Annotated in this window: 12 protein-coding genes; 9 read left to right on the top strand and 3 right to left on the bottom strand. The window is 42.6% G+C overall.

From position 1 onward, the window contains the following. Positions 1 to 39 precede the first annotated feature (39 nt). From IEE83_RS05935 to IEE83_RS05910, 6 genes are all read left to right on the top strand, one after another. The gene (locus tag IEE83_RS05935; protein WP_194119696.1) at positions 40 to 870 is read left to right on the top strand and encodes a phage tail-like protein; all 831 of its coding nucleotides are present in this window, start codon (positions 40 to 42) and stop codon (positions 868 to 870) included. A gap of 194 nt (positions 871 to 1,064) precedes the next feature. Next, on the top strand, positions 1,065 to 1,886 hold the full coding sequence (locus tag IEE83_RS05930) for a phage tail-like protein (protein ID WP_194119695.1): 822 nt from the start codon (positions 1,065 to 1,067) through the stop codon (positions 1,884 to 1,886). Between the two features lie 289 nt (positions 1,887 to 2,175). Next, positions 2,176 to 2,922, top strand: coding sequence for a hypothetical protein (locus IEE83_RS05925; protein WP_228101690.1), 747 nt, complete (start codon positions 2,176 to 2,178; stop codon positions 2,920 to 2,922). Positions 2,923 to 3,022: 100 nt separating this feature from the next. Then, positions 3,023 to 4,276 carry a hypothetical protein gene (locus IEE83_RS05920; protein WP_194119693.1) on the top strand — a complete coding sequence of 418 codons (1,254 nt, stop codon included), beginning with the start codon at positions 3,023 to 3,025 and terminating at the stop codon, positions 4,274 to 4,276. Between the two features lie 11 nt (positions 4,277 to 4,287). Next, a complete protein-coding gene (locus IEE83_RS05915; RefSeq protein ID WP_194119683.1) occupies positions 4,288 to 5,346 on the top strand; it encodes a T9SS type A sorting domain-containing protein in 1,059 nt (352 codons plus the stop codon). Between the two features lie 84 nt (positions 5,347 to 5,430). Continuing rightward, positions 5,431 to 8,118 (top strand): Ig-like domain-containing protein, encoded by a 2,688-nt coding sequence (locus tag IEE83_RS05910; protein ID WP_194119682.1) that lies wholly within the window; start codon positions 5,431 to 5,433, stop codon positions 8,116 to 8,118. A gap of 317 nt (positions 8,119 to 8,435) precedes the next feature. On the opposite strand, the gene IEE83_RS05905 is transcribed toward IEE83_RS05910, so the two are convergent. Further along, positions 8,436 to 9,353 carry an AraC family transcriptional regulator gene (locus tag IEE83_RS05905; RefSeq protein ID WP_194119681.1) on the bottom strand — a complete coding sequence of 306 codons (918 nt, stop codon included), beginning with the start codon at positions 9,351 to 9,353 and terminating at the stop codon, positions 8,436 to 8,438. Between the two features lie 235 nt (positions 9,354 to 9,588). Between IEE83_RS05905 and IEE83_RS05900 the strand changes: the two genes are divergently transcribed. Continuing rightward, positions 9,589 to 10,512 (top strand): SDR family NAD(P)-dependent oxidoreductase, encoded by a 924-nt coding sequence (locus IEE83_RS05900; protein ID WP_194119680.1) that lies wholly within the window; start codon positions 9,589 to 9,591, stop codon positions 10,510 to 10,512. 208 nt (positions 10,513 to 10,720) lie between these two features. On the opposite strand, the gene IEE83_RS05895 is transcribed toward IEE83_RS05900, so the two are convergent. Both IEE83_RS05895 and IEE83_RS05890 read right to left on the bottom strand, forming a co-directional pair. Then, positions 10,721 to 12,097 carry an arylsulfatase gene (locus tag IEE83_RS05895; protein ID WP_194119679.1) on the bottom strand — a complete coding sequence of 459 codons (1,377 nt, stop codon included), beginning with the start codon at positions 12,095 to 12,097 and terminating at the stop codon, positions 10,721 to 10,723. A 77-nt stretch (positions 12,098 to 12,174) separates the two neighbouring features. Beyond that, entirely contained in the window at positions 12,175 to 13,803 is a 1,629-nt protein-coding gene (locus IEE83_RS05890; RefSeq protein WP_194119678.1) for a sulfatase family protein, read from the bottom strand. A gap of 204 nt (positions 13,804 to 14,007) precedes the next feature. Between IEE83_RS05890 and IEE83_RS05885 the strand changes: the two genes are divergently transcribed. Both IEE83_RS05885 and IEE83_RS05880 read left to right on the top strand, forming a co-directional pair. Beyond that, positions 14,008 to 15,450: a sulfatase family protein gene (locus IEE83_RS05885; protein WP_194119677.1), complete on the top strand. Its 1,443-nt coding sequence runs from the start codon at positions 14,008 to 14,010 to the stop codon at positions 15,448 to 15,450. A 234-nt stretch (positions 15,451 to 15,684) separates the two neighbouring features. Next, positions 15,685 to 16,995: an OmpA family protein gene (locus tag IEE83_RS05880; RefSeq protein ID WP_194119676.1), complete on the top strand. Its 1,311-nt coding sequence runs from the start codon at positions 15,685 to 15,687 to the stop codon at positions 16,993 to 16,995.

Genomic DNA, 16,995 nt, shown 5'->3' with positions numbered 1-16,995 from the left:
TTTTAACCAGTTAAAACTTACACTAAACAAGTACACACAATGAAAACAAAACAACTACTATCCAAAACACTACTTATTGCCGCCATGCTTTTTGGCTCTTCTGCGGTTTTTGCGCAGGTGAAAATCGGAGATAACCCAACTACAATCAATGCAGGTTCTGCACTTGAAATTGAAAGCGCCAACAAAGGATTGCTGATGCCTCGTACTTCGTTAACAAATACAACAACCTGGGGGCTTGCAGGAACTGCTGTTGCTGGAATGCATATTTACAATACAAACATGTCAATTGCGTCAACTAACACCGCATATCCAACCCTTGCAGCTAAGATAGGTGAATATTATTGGGATGGTAATGGTTGGGTAGCATTAGCTCCTGGTCAAAGGACAACCGATATTACGTCTTGGCCACAGACCGCAGGAGCCTATTTATACGTCCCCGCAAATTTAGCTGCTAACGGTTGCGCTTCGTGTATCGTTAATATTAATCAAACCGGAACATTTTCTATTAAAAACAGCATCAATGACGTAATAATAGATGTTGTTGACTTCTCCTCAGTTTCTTTTCATAACGGTCAGGTAGTAATGGCATATGTGGTTGAAACTGATAAAACTACCGCTGGAACATTTGAACGTGTGGGATTTTATAGTCTTCCTTACACTGGTACGGCATGTAGTGGATTATCCACTAATGCAAAGTTTACTATGAAAAATTTACCTGCTCGTGCTCAGCCATATACAGTCAGAGTGATGGCTTATGCCAGTTACAATGGTGGATCTACTCCTGCGAATTTTGGTGTTGGAGTATTGTCCAACACCGGTTGTGGCGGAGGGCTTGACGGAAATGCCACCATTATATCTGTCACCCAATAAGCATATCAAGCCTTCAACGCAAATCACTACTTCTCATCACCTTCAATAATTCACAAATGGAATAAAGCCATAATGATAAACACAACTACTAAGGAATACAGAAGAGCTGAAATGAAGTAAGTATGATAACGTCGATCAGTAGCATGCGAGAATAATAAATCACACAAAAATTCACACATAAAAACATTCAAATAATGAGAACAAAACAACTATCACGAGCTATATCTGCGGCTGTGTTTGCAGCAGCACTATTTCTGGGTTCTTCATCCGTTTTCGCACAGGTGAAAATCGGAACAAATCCTACAACGATTGCAGCGGGGTCTGCACTTGAAGTGGAAGCGACTGACAAGGGAGTGAGATTACCTCAGGTTTCTTTGACAAGTACTATCGTATTTGCCCCGGTTGCCGGAACTGGCACCAGCGCAACATCGCCAGGTATGACGGTATATAACTCAAATCCAGCTATTACTTCCGGAACAGGCAGCAATGGAACACTCTATCCTTCGAGGGGAATTGGTGTCTATTACTGGGATGGATTTGGTTGGGTTACAGCAAATGCCACAAAAGGATATCAGTTAATCTGGGCTGGACATTCAAGCGGCCCATTTAACTCTCCCTATTTAAGTCCAGCCATTCCACTTGCTGCAAATGAATATATGGACAGTTTTAATTCGGGATCAAATGGGAAGTTTGTCGCACCTTACGATGCCTTCTATACTGTTTCTCAGAACTGTCGTATTAAATATAATGGTGTTAGCAGTGCTGTGATCTATGGAACATTTGACACCTACATAAATGTAAAATCTGCTGCAACAGGTATTACAGAAGCGAGAAGCGATGTTTTTCTTAGAAATGAATTTACGTTTACATATGCCTTTTCTCAATCCGTCACAATCTATTTAAAAGCTGGCGACGAAATTTCATTCAGTGGCCAAGGGTGCATGGGGGGCGGCTGCCAACCAGGATCTAATTATGATATAATTGATTTAGATCAAACAGTTTCTCTTTTCCAATAGCTGACAAATCTTGATTGCCAATTCTTATCAATTTGCAATGAAGGCTGAAATTGCCAAGCTACCAAGCTGACACCAATTTCCAATCGGTGTCGAATTGTCCGGCGTTTGTAACGCGAAAAATCACCAACAGTACACACAAGTTAAAAGAACTTACACAGGAAAAAAACATATATCAACCCCTCCTTTTTCATGCCAATGCCGATTTACAATTGTCGCCGGGCAAACCAGGAATAACTTGGATATATGTTTTACCACCGCATACACTTTACACTATTTTAAACTTAAACAAATGCACACAATGAAGAAAAAACAACTACTTGCAAAAGCATTTTATTCCGCCGTTTTGGTGGCCGGGATGCTTTTTAGCTCGTCTTCGGTTTTTGCCCAGGTAAAAATCGGCACGAACCCTACGACGATTAACGCAGCTAACAATTTGGAAGTGGAAGCTTCCGGGGGAAATAAAGTAAGTGTTGATAAAACTACTGGCAAGGTTACAATTGCAGATGGGTCACAAGGGGCTGGTAAGATTTTGACTTCGGATGCCAATGGAGTTGCGACATGGCAAACACAATCTTCTCTGGCAATTCCGGTAACTGTTTTTAGCGGATCAATTACATCGACTGCAACGATACCAACTTGGACTGCTCATGATTTGGTTACACAAAGACTGCCATTGGTTCCTACGGTCGGAGCAGCAGGTTGGGATGCTACCACAAAAAGATGGACTACTCCCGCTGACGGCACATATTCTGTACAAGTTGGTTTGTCTTGCAATAGTACTACTGGTGCAGGGGTCGCCTTATGGACAAGAATATGGGTGGTATCTGAAGGTGGAGGCCCTTTATTTAAAGGAATATCTCCAATGGGTGCTCCTGCCGGTGATTGGCAATCAGTGGTTTACACCGGTAAGTTATCTACTGGCGATGGAATTTCATTAGAGGGGTACACAATGCAGGTCGATGGTAATCCGCCCGTAAATCCAATTTGGACTGGTACATGCAATAGAGCTTATATGACAGTCACAAAAATTGATTAGCAAAAACAAACTGACGCCAATTTGCAATCGGTGTCGATTTGTCCAGCGTTTGCAACACGAAAATTCAATAACAGTACACACAAATTAAAAGAACTTACACATGAAAAAAACATATATCAACCCCACCTTTTTCAAGGGATGGAAAAATGCGGCGGCCATGCTGGCTTTGTTTGCGACGGCTTCGGTCGGCAGCGCACAGGCACAGGAAGGAAGCCAGGGCAATACCACCATTTTCGGTAGTGCGCAAATGACGTTTTTTGGCAACCACAATTTGCTTACACCTGCGGGCGGCACGCAGCCTGGTGTAATCCTTACAGAGCGCGGTACGGCCACCATCAGTTATCTTAATTATTCTGGTAATAATCTTACAGCTTCGGGTGTAACGGACGCCAGTTATGTGGATGGATATGTACGTAAATATGGCACGGGGCAATTTATTTTCCCGGTGGGAGATAATGGTTTTGCAGGTCAGTTTGCAGCTTCTGCGGATGGTACAAGCGGGGCTTATTTCCATGCAGATGCCACTACGGCGGTCACAACCAATCTTTTTACCGGAACCAACTATCCTGCACTTCCGTCAGGCGGCCCCTTTCCTACTACCAGCGTAGCAGCAGGCGTCGGTACGGTCAGTAAAGTAGAATACTGGGATATTGATGGTGCCACGGCTACACCTATCACCCTTACCTGGGATGCCGGCAGTGATATTACCACGTTAACTGCAAGCACACTGGCCAAACTGACGATTGTTGGCTGGAACCCGGGCACCAGCAAATGGGAAGCCATTGCTTCTGCGGTGGATGTTACGTCGGTATTGGGTGGGCCAAGCGCGCTTGCGGAAGGTTCCATTACGTCCACAGCCTCGGTTGTTCCAAATACGTATACAGCTTATACGTTTGCCTCGGTTGGTACTATTGATTTAACCCCGCAATTGATCAGGCCGATCGGTACCAGTTTCACCGTTGGACAAACCAGTGAGGGTGTGCTCCGTCTTACCAACCTGAAACCAAATCCTTCCACAGGCGTAGTTTCTGTATTTCTGGAACTTGGAGATGGTTTTGAATTAACGGTTGATCCTGCCGCAACTACTTCTGCCAGCATCGCCGTAACAAACAGCCAGTGGACCATCACGGATTTTGGCGGGGGTTCATTCCAGTTTGAATCAAAACCAGGGACGATCGTAGCAGCGTCAGGACAGGTAAACCTTGGTTATAAAATCAAAGCAACAGGTGCCGTGACCGCCACCGGAATCATCACCGCCACCATTATTAATCAGACTGGAGGCGCAGTGCCCGTCACTGGCGATGACAATGATAATAATAACGTGGCTGTGAAAATATTGAGTATTACCCTTTAATTCCGCTTGTTATGAAAAAATTAATTTCTGGTGCGTTTCTGCTCATATTCCTGCAAACTGCCGTATTCGCACAGTGTAATCCGCAGTTTGGAGCAGCGACCTATACAGGTACGTCTGTAGTGAGCGGAGTTCAGACCGTAGGGTTAAATGAAACCGGTCAGCTGCATTTCAGTTTTGGTGTAGGATCTGATCCGGCCTGTAACAGTGGTGCCGGAAATACTCCGGGCACCATCACCATGACCATATCTTTCAGCAACAGTTATGGCCCGGCATCGGCTGCCGACATCAGCGGACCACAGGCTTCTTTATACGACTGGATTTGGGATCCCGCAAGCCATACGCTCATTGGTTTAAATAATGCACCCATACCATTGGGCGCTCCGGCAGATTTTACGGTTAACGTAAAAGGGCTTGCACTTACGCCAGGTGTAGTAGCACCGCTGACAACACTCAACTGGTTCTCAGAGACCAATCCGCCAATCACAAACACAATGACTGGTGACGATATTAATTCTGTGGGCCTCAATGTCGATACTGCTTTGCCGGTAACACTCGTAAACTTTGCAGCAAACAAAGAGGGCAAGCTGGCGAATCTGAAATGGAGTACAACGATGGAAACCAACAGCGATCGTTTCGAGATTGAACACAGTCTGAATGGAAAAAACTGGAATAAAATCGGAACGGTAACATCAAACGGCGAAAGCAGCTCTTTGAAATCGTACAGCTTTACAGATAAAAATCCCGCTGACGGAGAAAATCTTTATCGCCTGCGTATGGTGGATAGAGATGCCACCTTCGCTTACAGCCGGATTATCAGCCTGGCTTTTGATTCCCTGAACGCAGATATGTCGGTTTATCCCAACCCGGCTACTGACAAAATTATACTCCGTGATTTCAGCAACATTACAAAAGTCCTGATCAGCGATATGAACGGCCGAACGGTACTTCAGTCCGATAAAACAGCCAGCGGCGAGATCAATGTCAAAAATCTTCCAACAGGCACTTATGCAGTAAAAATTATTCGGTCGGATGGTGGAATAAGTACCCAGAAACTAGCTGTTGTTAAATAAATTTTTACCTGAAGCCTGGCGTACCATCGCAGGGCTTCAGGCATTAATATACACATATTACCCATTTTTAAACACCATATACACATGATTAGAATGTATAGAAATTTTACAATTACCCTTCTGGGTCTTCTATTGCTGACGGCGGTAACCAATTCTGCACTCGCGCAATGTGACCCCAGATTTAGCGGTGCAAACTTTTACGGGACATCGAGTCCGAGCGGTATAGCCACCATACTTCAGGGTGAAACGGCCCAGCTTAAATTTAACTTTGGCGTGGGCCCACAGCCTACCTGTAACAGTACTGCTGGAAATAGTCCGGGAGGTGTAACGATTTCAATTGTATTTCCAGCCGAATACGCACCAACTTCGGCCGCGGCTATCAGCGGTCCGCAGGCATCACTTTACAACTGGACTTACAATGCAGCAACCCGTACACTGACAGGTGTAAACAATGCAGCAATTCCAGTAGGAGGTGCTGCATTGTTTACTGTAAATGTGGTTGGCAATATTGTCACACCTGGCGCAGCCACGCCACTGACCCAACTTTCATGGTCATCAGCCGCAACTCCGCCGATTACCAATTCGGCAACGGCTAACGATGTTGCATCCGTTGGGTTAAATGTAGATGCAAAACCTCCTGTTACTACCCCGGATGCGGTAACGACACCGGCGGGATCTCCTGTAACTGCATCTATATTGACAAATGATACACCAGGCAGTGCTTCTATTGATCCTTCGTCAGTGAAATTGTTAGACCCTGCTACCAACACACCGGTTTCGTCTGTAACGGTTCCGGGGCAAGGAACTTATACTGTGAATCCAGCCGGAACTGTAACATTTACTCCGGTTGCAGGTTTCACAGGTCCGGCAACACCGGTTTCCTATACTGTTGCAGATGTAAATGGTGTTGTTTCAAATTCTTCTACGATCTCTGTTAACGTGAACGCAGTACCACCAACAGCCGTACCGGACATAGTAACAACACCAGCAGGAACGCCTGTCACAGTAACAGTGACAACAAACGATACACCTGGCTCCTCGCCTATTGATCCGACTACGGTAAAACTGATCGATCCGAATACAGGGACACCGGTTACTTCGGTTACTGTTCCGGGGGAAGGTACTTATACCGTTAATCCAAACGGTTCTATAACTTTTACGCCTGACCCTGGATTTGACGGCCCAGGTACGCCGGTTTCTTACACGGTACAAGAGGGAAACGGAAATACTTCCAACCCTGCTCCAATTACCGTGACTGTCACAGCAACACCCCCAGTAGCAGTTCCTGATGTAGTAACAACACCATCAGGAATACCGGTGACGATCACCACTACCACAAATGATACGCCAGGTTCATCCCCAATTGATCCGACTACGGTTAAACTGATCGATCCGAATACAGGAACACCTGCTACTTCGGTAACAATTCCTAATGAAGGTACCTATACGGTAAATCCGGACGGAACAATAACATTTACACCTCTTGTAGGATTTAATGGTCCTACTTCAACGATTTCTTACACCGTAACAGATGTAAACGGAAATACATCCAATCCGGCTACGATTACTGTAAATATTACGCCAGTACCGCCGGTAGCAGTACCTGACGTGGCAACAACAACAGCAGGAACACCAGTGGTAATAACAGTTGTTTCAAATGATACCCCAGGCTCAGCTCCCATTGATCCTCAGATGGTAAAACTGATCGATCCCGTTACCGGTTTGAAAGTGCTATCGGTAACGGTACCAAATGAAGGTACATATACTGTTGATATTAACACAGGCAAAGTAACATTCACACCAGTTGCCGGTTTTGTGGGAACAACTACGCCTATCAGTTATACAGACCAGGACGGTGCAGGATCTTTCTCTAATCCTGCAACTATTACGGTGACCGTTACAGCAGTACCGCCAACCGCAACAGGTGATTCAGGAAATTCGCCAAATGGAACACCGGTAGCGGTTCCGGTTTTGAATAATGATACACCGGGTAGTTTCTCATTAGATCCAACTACGGTTAAACTGATTGATCCTAACACAGGAACTCCTTCAACATCAGTTACTATTCCGAACGAAGGTACTTACACAGTTGATCCAGGCACAGGTGTTGTTACATTCACACCAGATCCTGCGTTAACAACGCCGATTACCAGTACAATTACCTACACGGTAACAGATACGCACGGAAATACTTCTACGCCTGCAACAATTACCATCAATGCAACACCGCTGCCGGTAACATTGACTGTTTTCAAAGTAAGCAAGGAAGGCCAGACTGCAAGACTGAACTGGGCAACCACAGCGGAAACCAACAGTGACCGTTTTGAAATTCAGCACAGCGTTACTGGTAAAGACTGGCATGTAATCGGTTCAGTGAATTCTCACGGCGAAAGCACTGTTGAGAATAAATACAATTTCACTGATAACAAACCGGTATTGGGCAGCGAAAACCTGTATCGCCTTAAAATGATCGATAAAGACGCAACGTTTGCATACAGCCGTATCCAAAGCATGAAATTTGAAGGATCAAATGGTCCGGCAGTTAGTGTTTACCCAAATCCATCAACGGACAAGGTTTTTGTTCAGGATATGGATCTGTCGCTTGTTAAACAAGTTGCCATTATCGACATGAATGGCCGCACAGTTTTCAGCAGCAATACCGTAAGCAGCAACGGTATCAACGTGAGCAAACTGATATCCGGAACTTACATCCTTCATATTACAAATGTAAACGGAATGGTAAGCAATCATAAAATCGTCATTGCTAAATAAGCATATTCCTCCTCTCAGTTAATAAAGAAAATGCCCTTTTGCTTTGCAGAAGGGTATTTTTTTATAAGTCAAAAAAACTTATTCAACTTAAAGTCAAAAACACCTTTCTGACGATTCAGAAAGGTGTTCTGTCGTTTTGATTTATCCGGTTCATCGCTTTTAATAATTTAGTTTTTCCATTCCGTAATCAAGAAAGAATATTAACTGCGTCTGAAAATGGTGTATTGAAACTAGGGCGGATGTGACCGGGGTAACGAAGTTTTCGGGATGGTTTCGAAGATCAATAAGTATTATGATGCAATTTATCATGTTCAATATTAACGCACAGCCTTGTTTTCCTGTTTAAAAACAGATGGCGTCTGGCTGACTTTGGCTTTAAATATCCGGCTGAATGCGGCTTCTGACTGATAACCAACCCGTAAAGCCACTTCACTGATTTTCTCATTACCCTGTATCAGGATTTCTTTCGCCTTCATAATCCGCCAATTTGTCAAATACTCCAACGGCGTTTCCCCCACGAGTTTTTTAAAGGCTATACAAAAAGAAGAACGCGACATTCCAGCGTGTTTGGATAACTGTTCGATCGTCCAGTTTTTCTCGGGTGCAGTTTGCATTAGTTGTAAAGCTGAACTGATCCTTTCATCTTTCAGCGCAGAAAGAAAACCTCCGGCATTTTTATTCTTTTTCAGATAAGCCCTGATGATATGAATGAATACAGCATCGGCAAGCCCATTAATCAATTTCCTGCTTCCAGGCTGCTCGTGTTCCAGTTCGTTAAAAATAAGATCACAAGTCATCCCAAGCCAGCTATTTACATCAGACTCTAAATTATTGATATGGATTACTTTTGGCAGTCCCTTTAAAAACGGATGACCGGGTTTTTCGTCAAACGCAAAATGGCCGCCGATCATAATGGTTTTATCACCCACACCTGAAAATAAATGGTTTCCACTATCACGTTCTCTCAGGAATTCGGAGGAAGAAATTCGTTTGCTTCCGGCACCGTCTGCAATCCAGTGAGCAGAACCATTTGGCACGAGCACTGTGTCGCCTTCCTTCATTTCAATAGGAATTTGGCCCGGAACGGTTACGAGACAATTTCCTTTTATCAAACGCCAAAACTGAGCATTATTATCACCTGGCAGCTCAATACCCCAGGGTGCTGAGAAATTTATTTTTTCATATACAATACCCTTATGTTTTATAAGTTCCAGTATCTCGCTAAGTGCATCCATTGAAAATCAGTGATCGATTGAGCAAATATATTATACTAGTTAATGCAAATCGTCCGGATTTTTTCAGTTTTCTATAAAAATTAATACGATCTGGCATGCTAAATAAATTTCCGGGCAAGGCAAAATATTACGTCCAAACTAATTTTGTCCTACTGGAAGGATAATCGAAACATGTAATTTTTTAGAATATTCAATTTCTCCGGAGTGCAACAATTCCTTTAAAAATAAATCCATTATGAATAAGTCAATTATGATAACCGGTGCTAATTCCGGCGTTGGAAAAGAAACAGCAAGACAGCTGGGAATGCTCGATGGAACCGAAAAAATTTATTTAGCCTGCCGCAATAAAGACAAAGCGTTAGAAGCAAAAACGGACCTTGAAAAACAAACCGGAAAACAGATTTTCGAAATCATAATCATGGATATTTCGAATCTAACATCCGTTCGCCAGACCGTGAATTCCCTGAAAAATCCCATCGATGCCTTAATCATGAATGCCGGAGGTGGTGGAACTGATCCTATGGCTTTGACAAAAGACGGAGTTACCGAAATTTTTGCTGCCAATGTTTTGGGCCACGCATTATTGCTTGAAGAGCTGATCAAAAGCAATAAACTTGTAAAAACCGCACTTTACGTGGGCAGTGAAGCATCAAGAGGAATACCAAAAATGAAAATGAAACTTCCCCCATTGAAGTCATCCTCGGTTGAGGAGTTTGAGACCATTATAAACGGCACTTTTTTTAATGATAAAAAAGTTGATGGTATGATCGTATACGGACAGGTGAAATACGTGGGAGAAATGTGGCTAGCTGCTATGGCCAGAAAACATTCTGGGATAAAAATGCTGAGCATAAGTCCGGGAAGCACACAGGGAACGCGTACGGCCGATGCATTTTCACCGGTTTTCAGATTTTTCTACAACAATTTATTGATGCCATTTATTTTTCCCATGATGGGGTTATCTCATAAACTTGAAACAGGTGCAAGAAGGCTGGTAGATGGTATAACAAATCCCTCTTATAAAAACGGGGCATTTTACGGGAGTAAAGAAAATGTGCTGGTTGGACCTGTTATAGACCAAAGTACTATTTTCCCTGATTTAAAAAATGAGGTTTACCAGGATAATGCTTATGAAGCGGTTCGTCGTTACATTGGATGAGACAATTTGATAATTTTGCATTATTGGGCACCAATCTTTTATCATATTTCCTTATCCTTTTTAACATCATCGCTAAGCAGTCTCTCTTCGGGAAATCAGCTAACCTGCTCTCCATCATGCTAATATAAGCTATTTAAATGATTTTTATCCATTCTCAAATTTCCCATAAGGTATGCGGCAGTATAAACTTTACTTCTTAATACGACAATTAATCCACTGGCCAAAATTCTGATTCTGTTCTGGCTGTGGTCAGGTATTTTTCGATTGTTGTTACAATTGCTTGATTTTCTGCTGCAATATTATGCGCTTCTCCCGGATCTTTTTCCAGATCATAAAGCTCCGTTTTACCCGCATGCTTAACAGCCTTCCATTTTCCATAACGAACAGCCTGTTCGAATCCATTTTCAAAAAATTCCCAATATAAAAATCTCGGTTTACTATCTGGCTTCCCTCCTGTCAGAATTTGAGAAATATTAATCCCATCTGTCTTGTAGTTTTTTTTAGATTTCGCAATACCTGCGAAAGTTGGAAGGATATCGGCAAAATAGGCCGGCACATCCGAAACAGTTGACGCTTTAATTATTCCAGGAGCCCAGGCAATCATTGGAACGCGGATACCTCCCTCATAAAGATCTCTCTTATAACCTTTCAGCAAACCATTGGAATCAAAAAAATCAGCAACTTCTGTCAATTGTTTTGTCGGCTCAGATCTGGGTCCGTTGTCTGAACAGAAAAACACGATCGTGTTTTTATCCAAACCATTATCAATCAGATACTTTTGTAGTCTGCCAACGGATTGATCAAGCTGATAAATCATAGAGGCATAAGTTTTCATGTTTTCCGGCCAGTCTTTATCCTTGTAAATGGCCAGATCTGGCGCATCCAGCGGAGAATGCGGATTATTATAATTTACCATCAGCATAAAAGGTTTTGTCGCTCCTTTTTGTCTTGATAGAAATTCTTCTGCTTCATCCGTGCAGATATCCGAAGAATAATATTCTTTTTGACCGTTTTTATTTTTGTTTACGTCGACAAGCTTTCCATTTTTGAAACGCCTGTCGGGCCAGTAACCATCCCGGTAAGTTGCGGGATAACTGATCAGCCATCCTGAAAATTCGTCAAAACCTCTTTGCAAAGGTGTCGCCAAAGTGTCGTAACCGTCCAGGTGCCATTTGCCAAACATCGCCGTAGTATAGCCTGATTGCTGCATCACATTTCCGATGGTAACATCTTCCGCAGTTAAATTCGCGCGATAGACAGTTTCCTTTCCTTTACTTCCCGCGAGCCCTCCTTTTTTGGTAGCATTACCTCTGATTGTGGTATGGCCTGTATTAAGTCCGGTCATCAGAACACTTCTGGATGGAGAACAAACCGGGGCGCCTGCATAAAAATTTGTAAACCGAAGCCCTTCCTGCGCGAGTCTGTCGATATTAGGCGTTTGAATTAATTTTTGGCCATAACATTGAAGGTCGCCGTAACCGAGATCGTCGGCAAGAATAAAAATGATATTGGGTAATTTTGACTGCGCAAAAAGCTGCAAAGTCGCAAAGGTGAAGGAGAATAATAAAAAGAGTTTTCTGAACATGTTAAAGTATTGAAAATAATAAATTCATTAATTGACGGACTGGATATCCAATCTGCTTTTGGTTACAATGAGTCCGATTAAAAATCCGGCTCGTAATCACTTTCATTGATCCAGGCGGCTTTTATTTTTTCGCCTTTTTTAAAGCGATTATAATAATCTCTGACTTTGGGCTCAGCATACAGATATTGGTCAAATAAATAACCCTTGCCTAAAATCCGTGGATCATTCTGCGCTTTTAATTCCTTCTCCATTTGCTCCCGAAGACTATTTTGAACTACTTGAAAATCCTTTTTACCAGCCAGATTTTCTACACAGTATGGATCTGTTTTTAAATTATAAAGCTCTTCTGCGGACCTTTTACCAAATGATAATTGCCAGTAAAAATCCTTCCTGTTTCGGCGGCCAGCGCTAAGGATAGCGGTTTTTGTTGGACTTCCGTCCGTATCCATATAACCTGTTTCCGGATTTGCAGCCGGCCACCGCGCTGGTTCATAATTTTTCAGATACAGATATTGTCCTTTAACAATAGCCCGTACCGGATAACCCTGATCGTCGGGCCGTCCTACGTCATTTCTTTCTTTTCCAAGAAGCACATGATCTCTTTTTTGCACATTTGTTGCTTTAAAAATGTCTAAAAGTGATTTCCCTTCTATCGGTTGCATATGGCTATTTTTCACTTGTGCCACTTGCAGAAACGTGGGTGCGAAATCAATAAAACTTACAAAATCATCAATTTTTCGTCCGGGATTTTTTATGCCTTCTTTCCACATAATGGCCAAAGGCAAATGATTCGAATATTCATAAACGTGCCCTTTGGCTCGTGGGAAAGGCATTCCGTTATCCGACGTCACGACGATAATCGTATTATCAAGCGCATTGTTTTTTTCAAGCAGGGCTAGGATTTTTTCAAGCTGTTTATCAAAATATTCTATTTCCAAACCATAATCCAGCATATCATTTCTGACCGTGTCATTATCCATCCAGAACGCCGGAACATCATCAACATCACTCAACTTTTTCCCATTTTTGTTTACACCCGAACCGTATTCATATACGCGGTGCGGCTCATGGCCTCCATACCAGAAGCAAAACGGTTTTCCATTTTCTCTCTGATTTAGAAAAGTTTCAAAATTGGAAGCGTAGTCAATCGCCGAAATCCCGGATGTCGGAGGAGAAAGTTTTTTGTCATTAAAACCAGGACCCGTAAGCAAACGTTGATTCCCATTAATTTCTCCCGGGTTACCAGGAGCCCAGCCTTTTCCCGTAAATCCGGTTTGGTAGCCGTTTTCAGCCAGGGTTTCTACAAAAGTTTTAAATTTTGCCGGGAAATAAGGCACATGATTTCCTGCTTCTTCGAGCTGCCACGAATTTCTGCCTATTAATATACACGAACGTGAAGGCGAGCATTTGGCATTGGGCGTGTATGCATTGCTGAACAAGAGGCCTTCTTTGGCAACCCGGTCGAATGCCGGTGTTTTTATCCATTTGCATCCATAAGCACTCAGGTGTTTAAATGTGGCATCGTCGGCAATACAAAACAATATGTTCGGTCGTTTTTCTCCGGCATTTTTTTGGAGTAAAAGGTTCGTTTCTCCCCCGCCCTGAGTTGTTGTTTTGTTACTAAACTTATCAATATTCGCAATAAATCCTGCTGAAATCAGAAAGACAAGAACGGGTAAAACTTTGTGAAGAGAATCTTTTTTCATAAGTGTTAAGGCGGAGCAAAACGAAATTCAAAATCATTAACAGTCTGTTTTCCTTTTTTATTAAATGAATAATCTCAATTCAAAAAAGAAAGAATTCTCAATTAGTCTATCAAACAGATAGACAAAGTACCGTATTAATACTTAATTTGCAAAGCAGAAAAATCACTGCATTGATAAAAAAGCCGGACAAAAGATTTCCTGATCATGAAAAATTTCCTTTTTTTAACCTTTGTGGTATTCCTTTTCAGTACTTCTCACACATCTGCGCAGACAAAACCTAACATCATATTTATTCTTGGTGATGATATCAGTTGGGACGATATTGGCGCCTATGGAAACAGGGCGATAAAAACACCGAATCTTGACAAACTGGCAAAAGAAGGAATGCGGTTTGATAATATGTACCTGACGGCCAGTTCGTGCAGTCCAAGTCGTACAAGTATACTGACAGGCAGATATCCGCACAATACCGGCGCGGCAGAATTGCATACACCACTACCCGGCCATCTCACTTATTTCCCCGAATTATTAAAACAAAAAGGATATTTCTCCGCCCTGGCCGGAAAATGGCATGAAGGACCTTTGACAAAAAGAGCATACGATACCTTACTTGTTGACAAAGACGCCAACGGAGAAGGCGGGGAAAATCAATGGGTTAATCTGCTCAGATCAAGACCGAAAGAAAAGCCTTTCTTTTTCTGGCTGGCAGCTTATGATGCGCACAGACCGTGGTCGGAACAGACAATTGGACCAAAACATGATTCTGATTCCCAAGTCCTTATCCCGCCAACTTTAATCGATACAAAAGAAACCCGGCTGGATCTGGCTGCTTATTACAATGAAATTTCCAGGCTGGATTATTACGTGGGCGTGCTGCAAGAGGAATTGAAAAAACAGGGTATTGCCGATAACACGATCATTATTTTTACCGCTGATAACGGCAGGCCATTTCCGGGAAGCAAAACCAGGCTGACTGACACCGGAATAAAAACGCCATTTATTGTCAAGTGGCCGAAAGTCATCCGCGCCGGACAAACATGTCAGAGCCTCATTAGCAGTATCGATATTGCACCCACTTTGCTTGAAGCCGGCGGATTGAAACCGGCGGAATCCATTCAGGGACTGAGCTTTTTTTCTCTTTTGAAAAACCCGGATAAGGAATTCAGGAAATATGTTTTTGCCGAGCATAACTGGCATGATTACGCTGCTTACGAAAGATCTGTAAGAAGCAAAGATTTTCTGTATATCATCAATAAAAAACCGGAGCTTGACAATGGAGGCCCGATTGATGCCAACCAAAGTTCGTCTGCCAAAGCACTCAAAGAAGCCAAATTAAAAGGAAAACTGACGGTACTTCAAAACGATGCATTTATCAAACCGCGGCCGTCAGAAGAATTTTTTGATTGCTTCAAAGATCCATTGCAGGTTATAAATCTGGCAAAAGATAAATCCTACGCCGCCAAGATGAAAATATTAAAAACCGTTTTAAAAAACTGGCAGGATCAGACTGGCAATACATTTCCGGAAAAAGGTACGCCCGACTGGTATGATCGTGAGACTGGTGAGAAATTACCGCAAAATGGCAAGCGCGGAGAAATGCCCGGAAAGGCAAAAAATGCAGACAAAATAAATGTTAAGGGGCCTTGATTTTCCCGAATCAAAAAATACAAATAAATCCTATCTCAGGCAGCTTCAACTTCAATCTAACCTATACAAAACGCTCAGCGATTACTTTGGCAATCGAAAAATTTCGATTGCCGGGATGTGTTACATAGATTAAAAATAATTTGGTAATTCGATCAATTTTAATCTGCTTTGTCGTTGTAACTATATGTTAACCAAATTTCTCTGACGCCTTGTTCAGAAACCAAACGATTTGAAATGAAAAAATTCTTGTTGGTATTATTAGTCAGTGTTTATATTTCCCCTGTTAATGCTCAGCTTCTGGATCGGATTCGAAATAAAGTAGAACAGAAAGTTGGTGATAAAATAGATCAGTCGATTGACAAGGCAACTCAAAAGAAAAAACCAAAAGACAATCCTTCCAGTACTGAAACAACATCCCAGACGAATAGCAGTCAGGAAAACGCTACGGTTGCAGCCCCGGCAAAAGAAATGCAGAAATCTGATCCTGTGACTTCCACTGTGCAGGACATAAATTCTTATTCGAAATTTGATTTTATAGCGGGTGAGAAAGTTATTGTGCACGAAGATTTTTCTGAGGAAGCTCTTGGAGATTTCCCCTCCAACTGGAACACACGTTCAAGTGCTGAACTTGTTACGATAAATAATCGTGAGGGAAAATGGATGCGACTTGCTCAAACCGGCATTTTTTACCCCGAATATATCACCAGTAACCTGCCTGAAAATTTTACACTTCAAATGGAATTATTGGCCAATCAGCAAGTAGCCTCCATTGGCCAGTGGATGATCAGTATTATTCAAACCAAAGACATCAACGAGAAATTTAAGCTTGGAGAATCTTTGCATGAATCTGATGTAGCCAATTTCAAACTTTGTTTTCAACCTGCGTCATCAGGCAACGGGCAAATGTACTATTCAACAAACCTGATTGGCAGTCAATCCAAATCTGGTGTTCCGGAATTTAATGTGCCGGGCAAGCCTTCCGTAAAAATATCAATCTGGCGGCAAAAGCAACGAGTGCGGGTATACCTCGACAGCACAAAAGTACTGGATCTGCCAAGAGCTCTTGACGCTAACGCCGCATTAAATACGCTGATATTTTCATCCAGCAATCCCGAATATCAGCAAAAGGAAGGGGCTTTTTTTATGGGAAATATACAGTTGTCGGTAGGCGCGCCCAATCTTCGCAGCAAGTTAGTGAGCGAAGGAAAATTCAGCACAAACGGTATATTGTTTGATGTTAACAGCGATCAGATCAAGCCGCAATCATATGGAAGTTTACAGGATGTTGCGTTGTTGTTGAAAGAAAATTCAGCCCTCCGGGTTACAATAATCGGCCACACCGATGCAGATGGAAATGATGCTGCGAATCTGGATCTTTCCAAACGTCGTGCCATTTCGGTGGCGAAAGCGCTAACCACAACTTTCGGTATTGATTCTTCCAGACTGGAAACCAATGGAAAGGGGAAAGAAGAACCGGTGGATAGTAACGATACACCTGCCGGTAAAGCCAACAACCGCCGTGTGGAATTTATCAAAATAAAATAA

The sequence above is a fragment of the Dyadobacter subterraneus genome (assembly GCF_015221875.1).
Taxonomy (GTDB): Bacteria; Bacteroidota; Bacteroidia; order Cytophagales; family Spirosomataceae; genus Dyadobacter; species Dyadobacter subterraneus.
Note: the sequence above shows the minus strand (reverse complement) of the source record. Positions and strands in the feature narration are given on the sequence as shown.

Coding starts and splice junctions, on each gene's coding strand:
- IEE83_RS05935 (WP_194119696.1), top strand. CDS start 40: ATGAAAACAAAACAACTACTATCCAAAACACTACTTATTGCCGCCATG.
- IEE83_RS05910 (WP_194119682.1), top strand. CDS start 5,431: ATGATTAGAATGTATAGAAATTTTACAATTACCCTTCTGGGTCTTCTA.
- IEE83_RS05930 (WP_194119695.1), top strand. CDS start 1,065: ATGAGAACAAAACAACTATCACGAGCTATATCTGCGGCTGTGTTTGCA.
- IEE83_RS05880 (WP_194119676.1), top strand. CDS start 15,685: ATGAAAAAATTCTTGTTGGTATTATTAGTCAGTGTTTATATTTCCCCT.
- IEE83_RS05920 (WP_194119693.1), top strand. CDS start 3,023: ATGAAAAAAACATATATCAACCCCACCTTTTTCAAGGGATGGAAAAAT.
- IEE83_RS05900 (WP_194119680.1), top strand. CDS start 9,589: ATGAATAAGTCAATTATGATAACCGGTGCTAATTCCGGCGTTGGAAAA.
- IEE83_RS05885 (WP_194119677.1), top strand. CDS start 14,008: ATGAAAAATTTCCTTTTTTTAACCTTTGTGGTATTCCTTTTCAGTACT.
- IEE83_RS05915 (WP_194119683.1), top strand. CDS start 4,288: ATGAAAAAATTAATTTCTGGTGCGTTTCTGCTCATATTCCTGCAAACT.
- IEE83_RS05895 (WP_194119679.1), bottom strand. CDS start 12,097: ATGTTCAGAAAACTCTTTTTATTATTCTCCTTCACCTTTGCGACTTTG.
- IEE83_RS05890 (WP_194119678.1), bottom strand. CDS start 13,803: ATGAAAAAAGATTCTCTTCACAAAGTTTTACCCGTTCTTGTCTTTCTG.
- IEE83_RS05905 (WP_194119681.1), bottom strand. CDS start 9,353: ATGGATGCACTTAGCGAGATACTGGAACTTATAAAACATAAGGGTATT.
- IEE83_RS05925 (WP_228101690.1), top strand. CDS start 2,176: ATGCACACAATGAAGAAAAAACAACTACTTGCAAAAGCATTTTATTCC.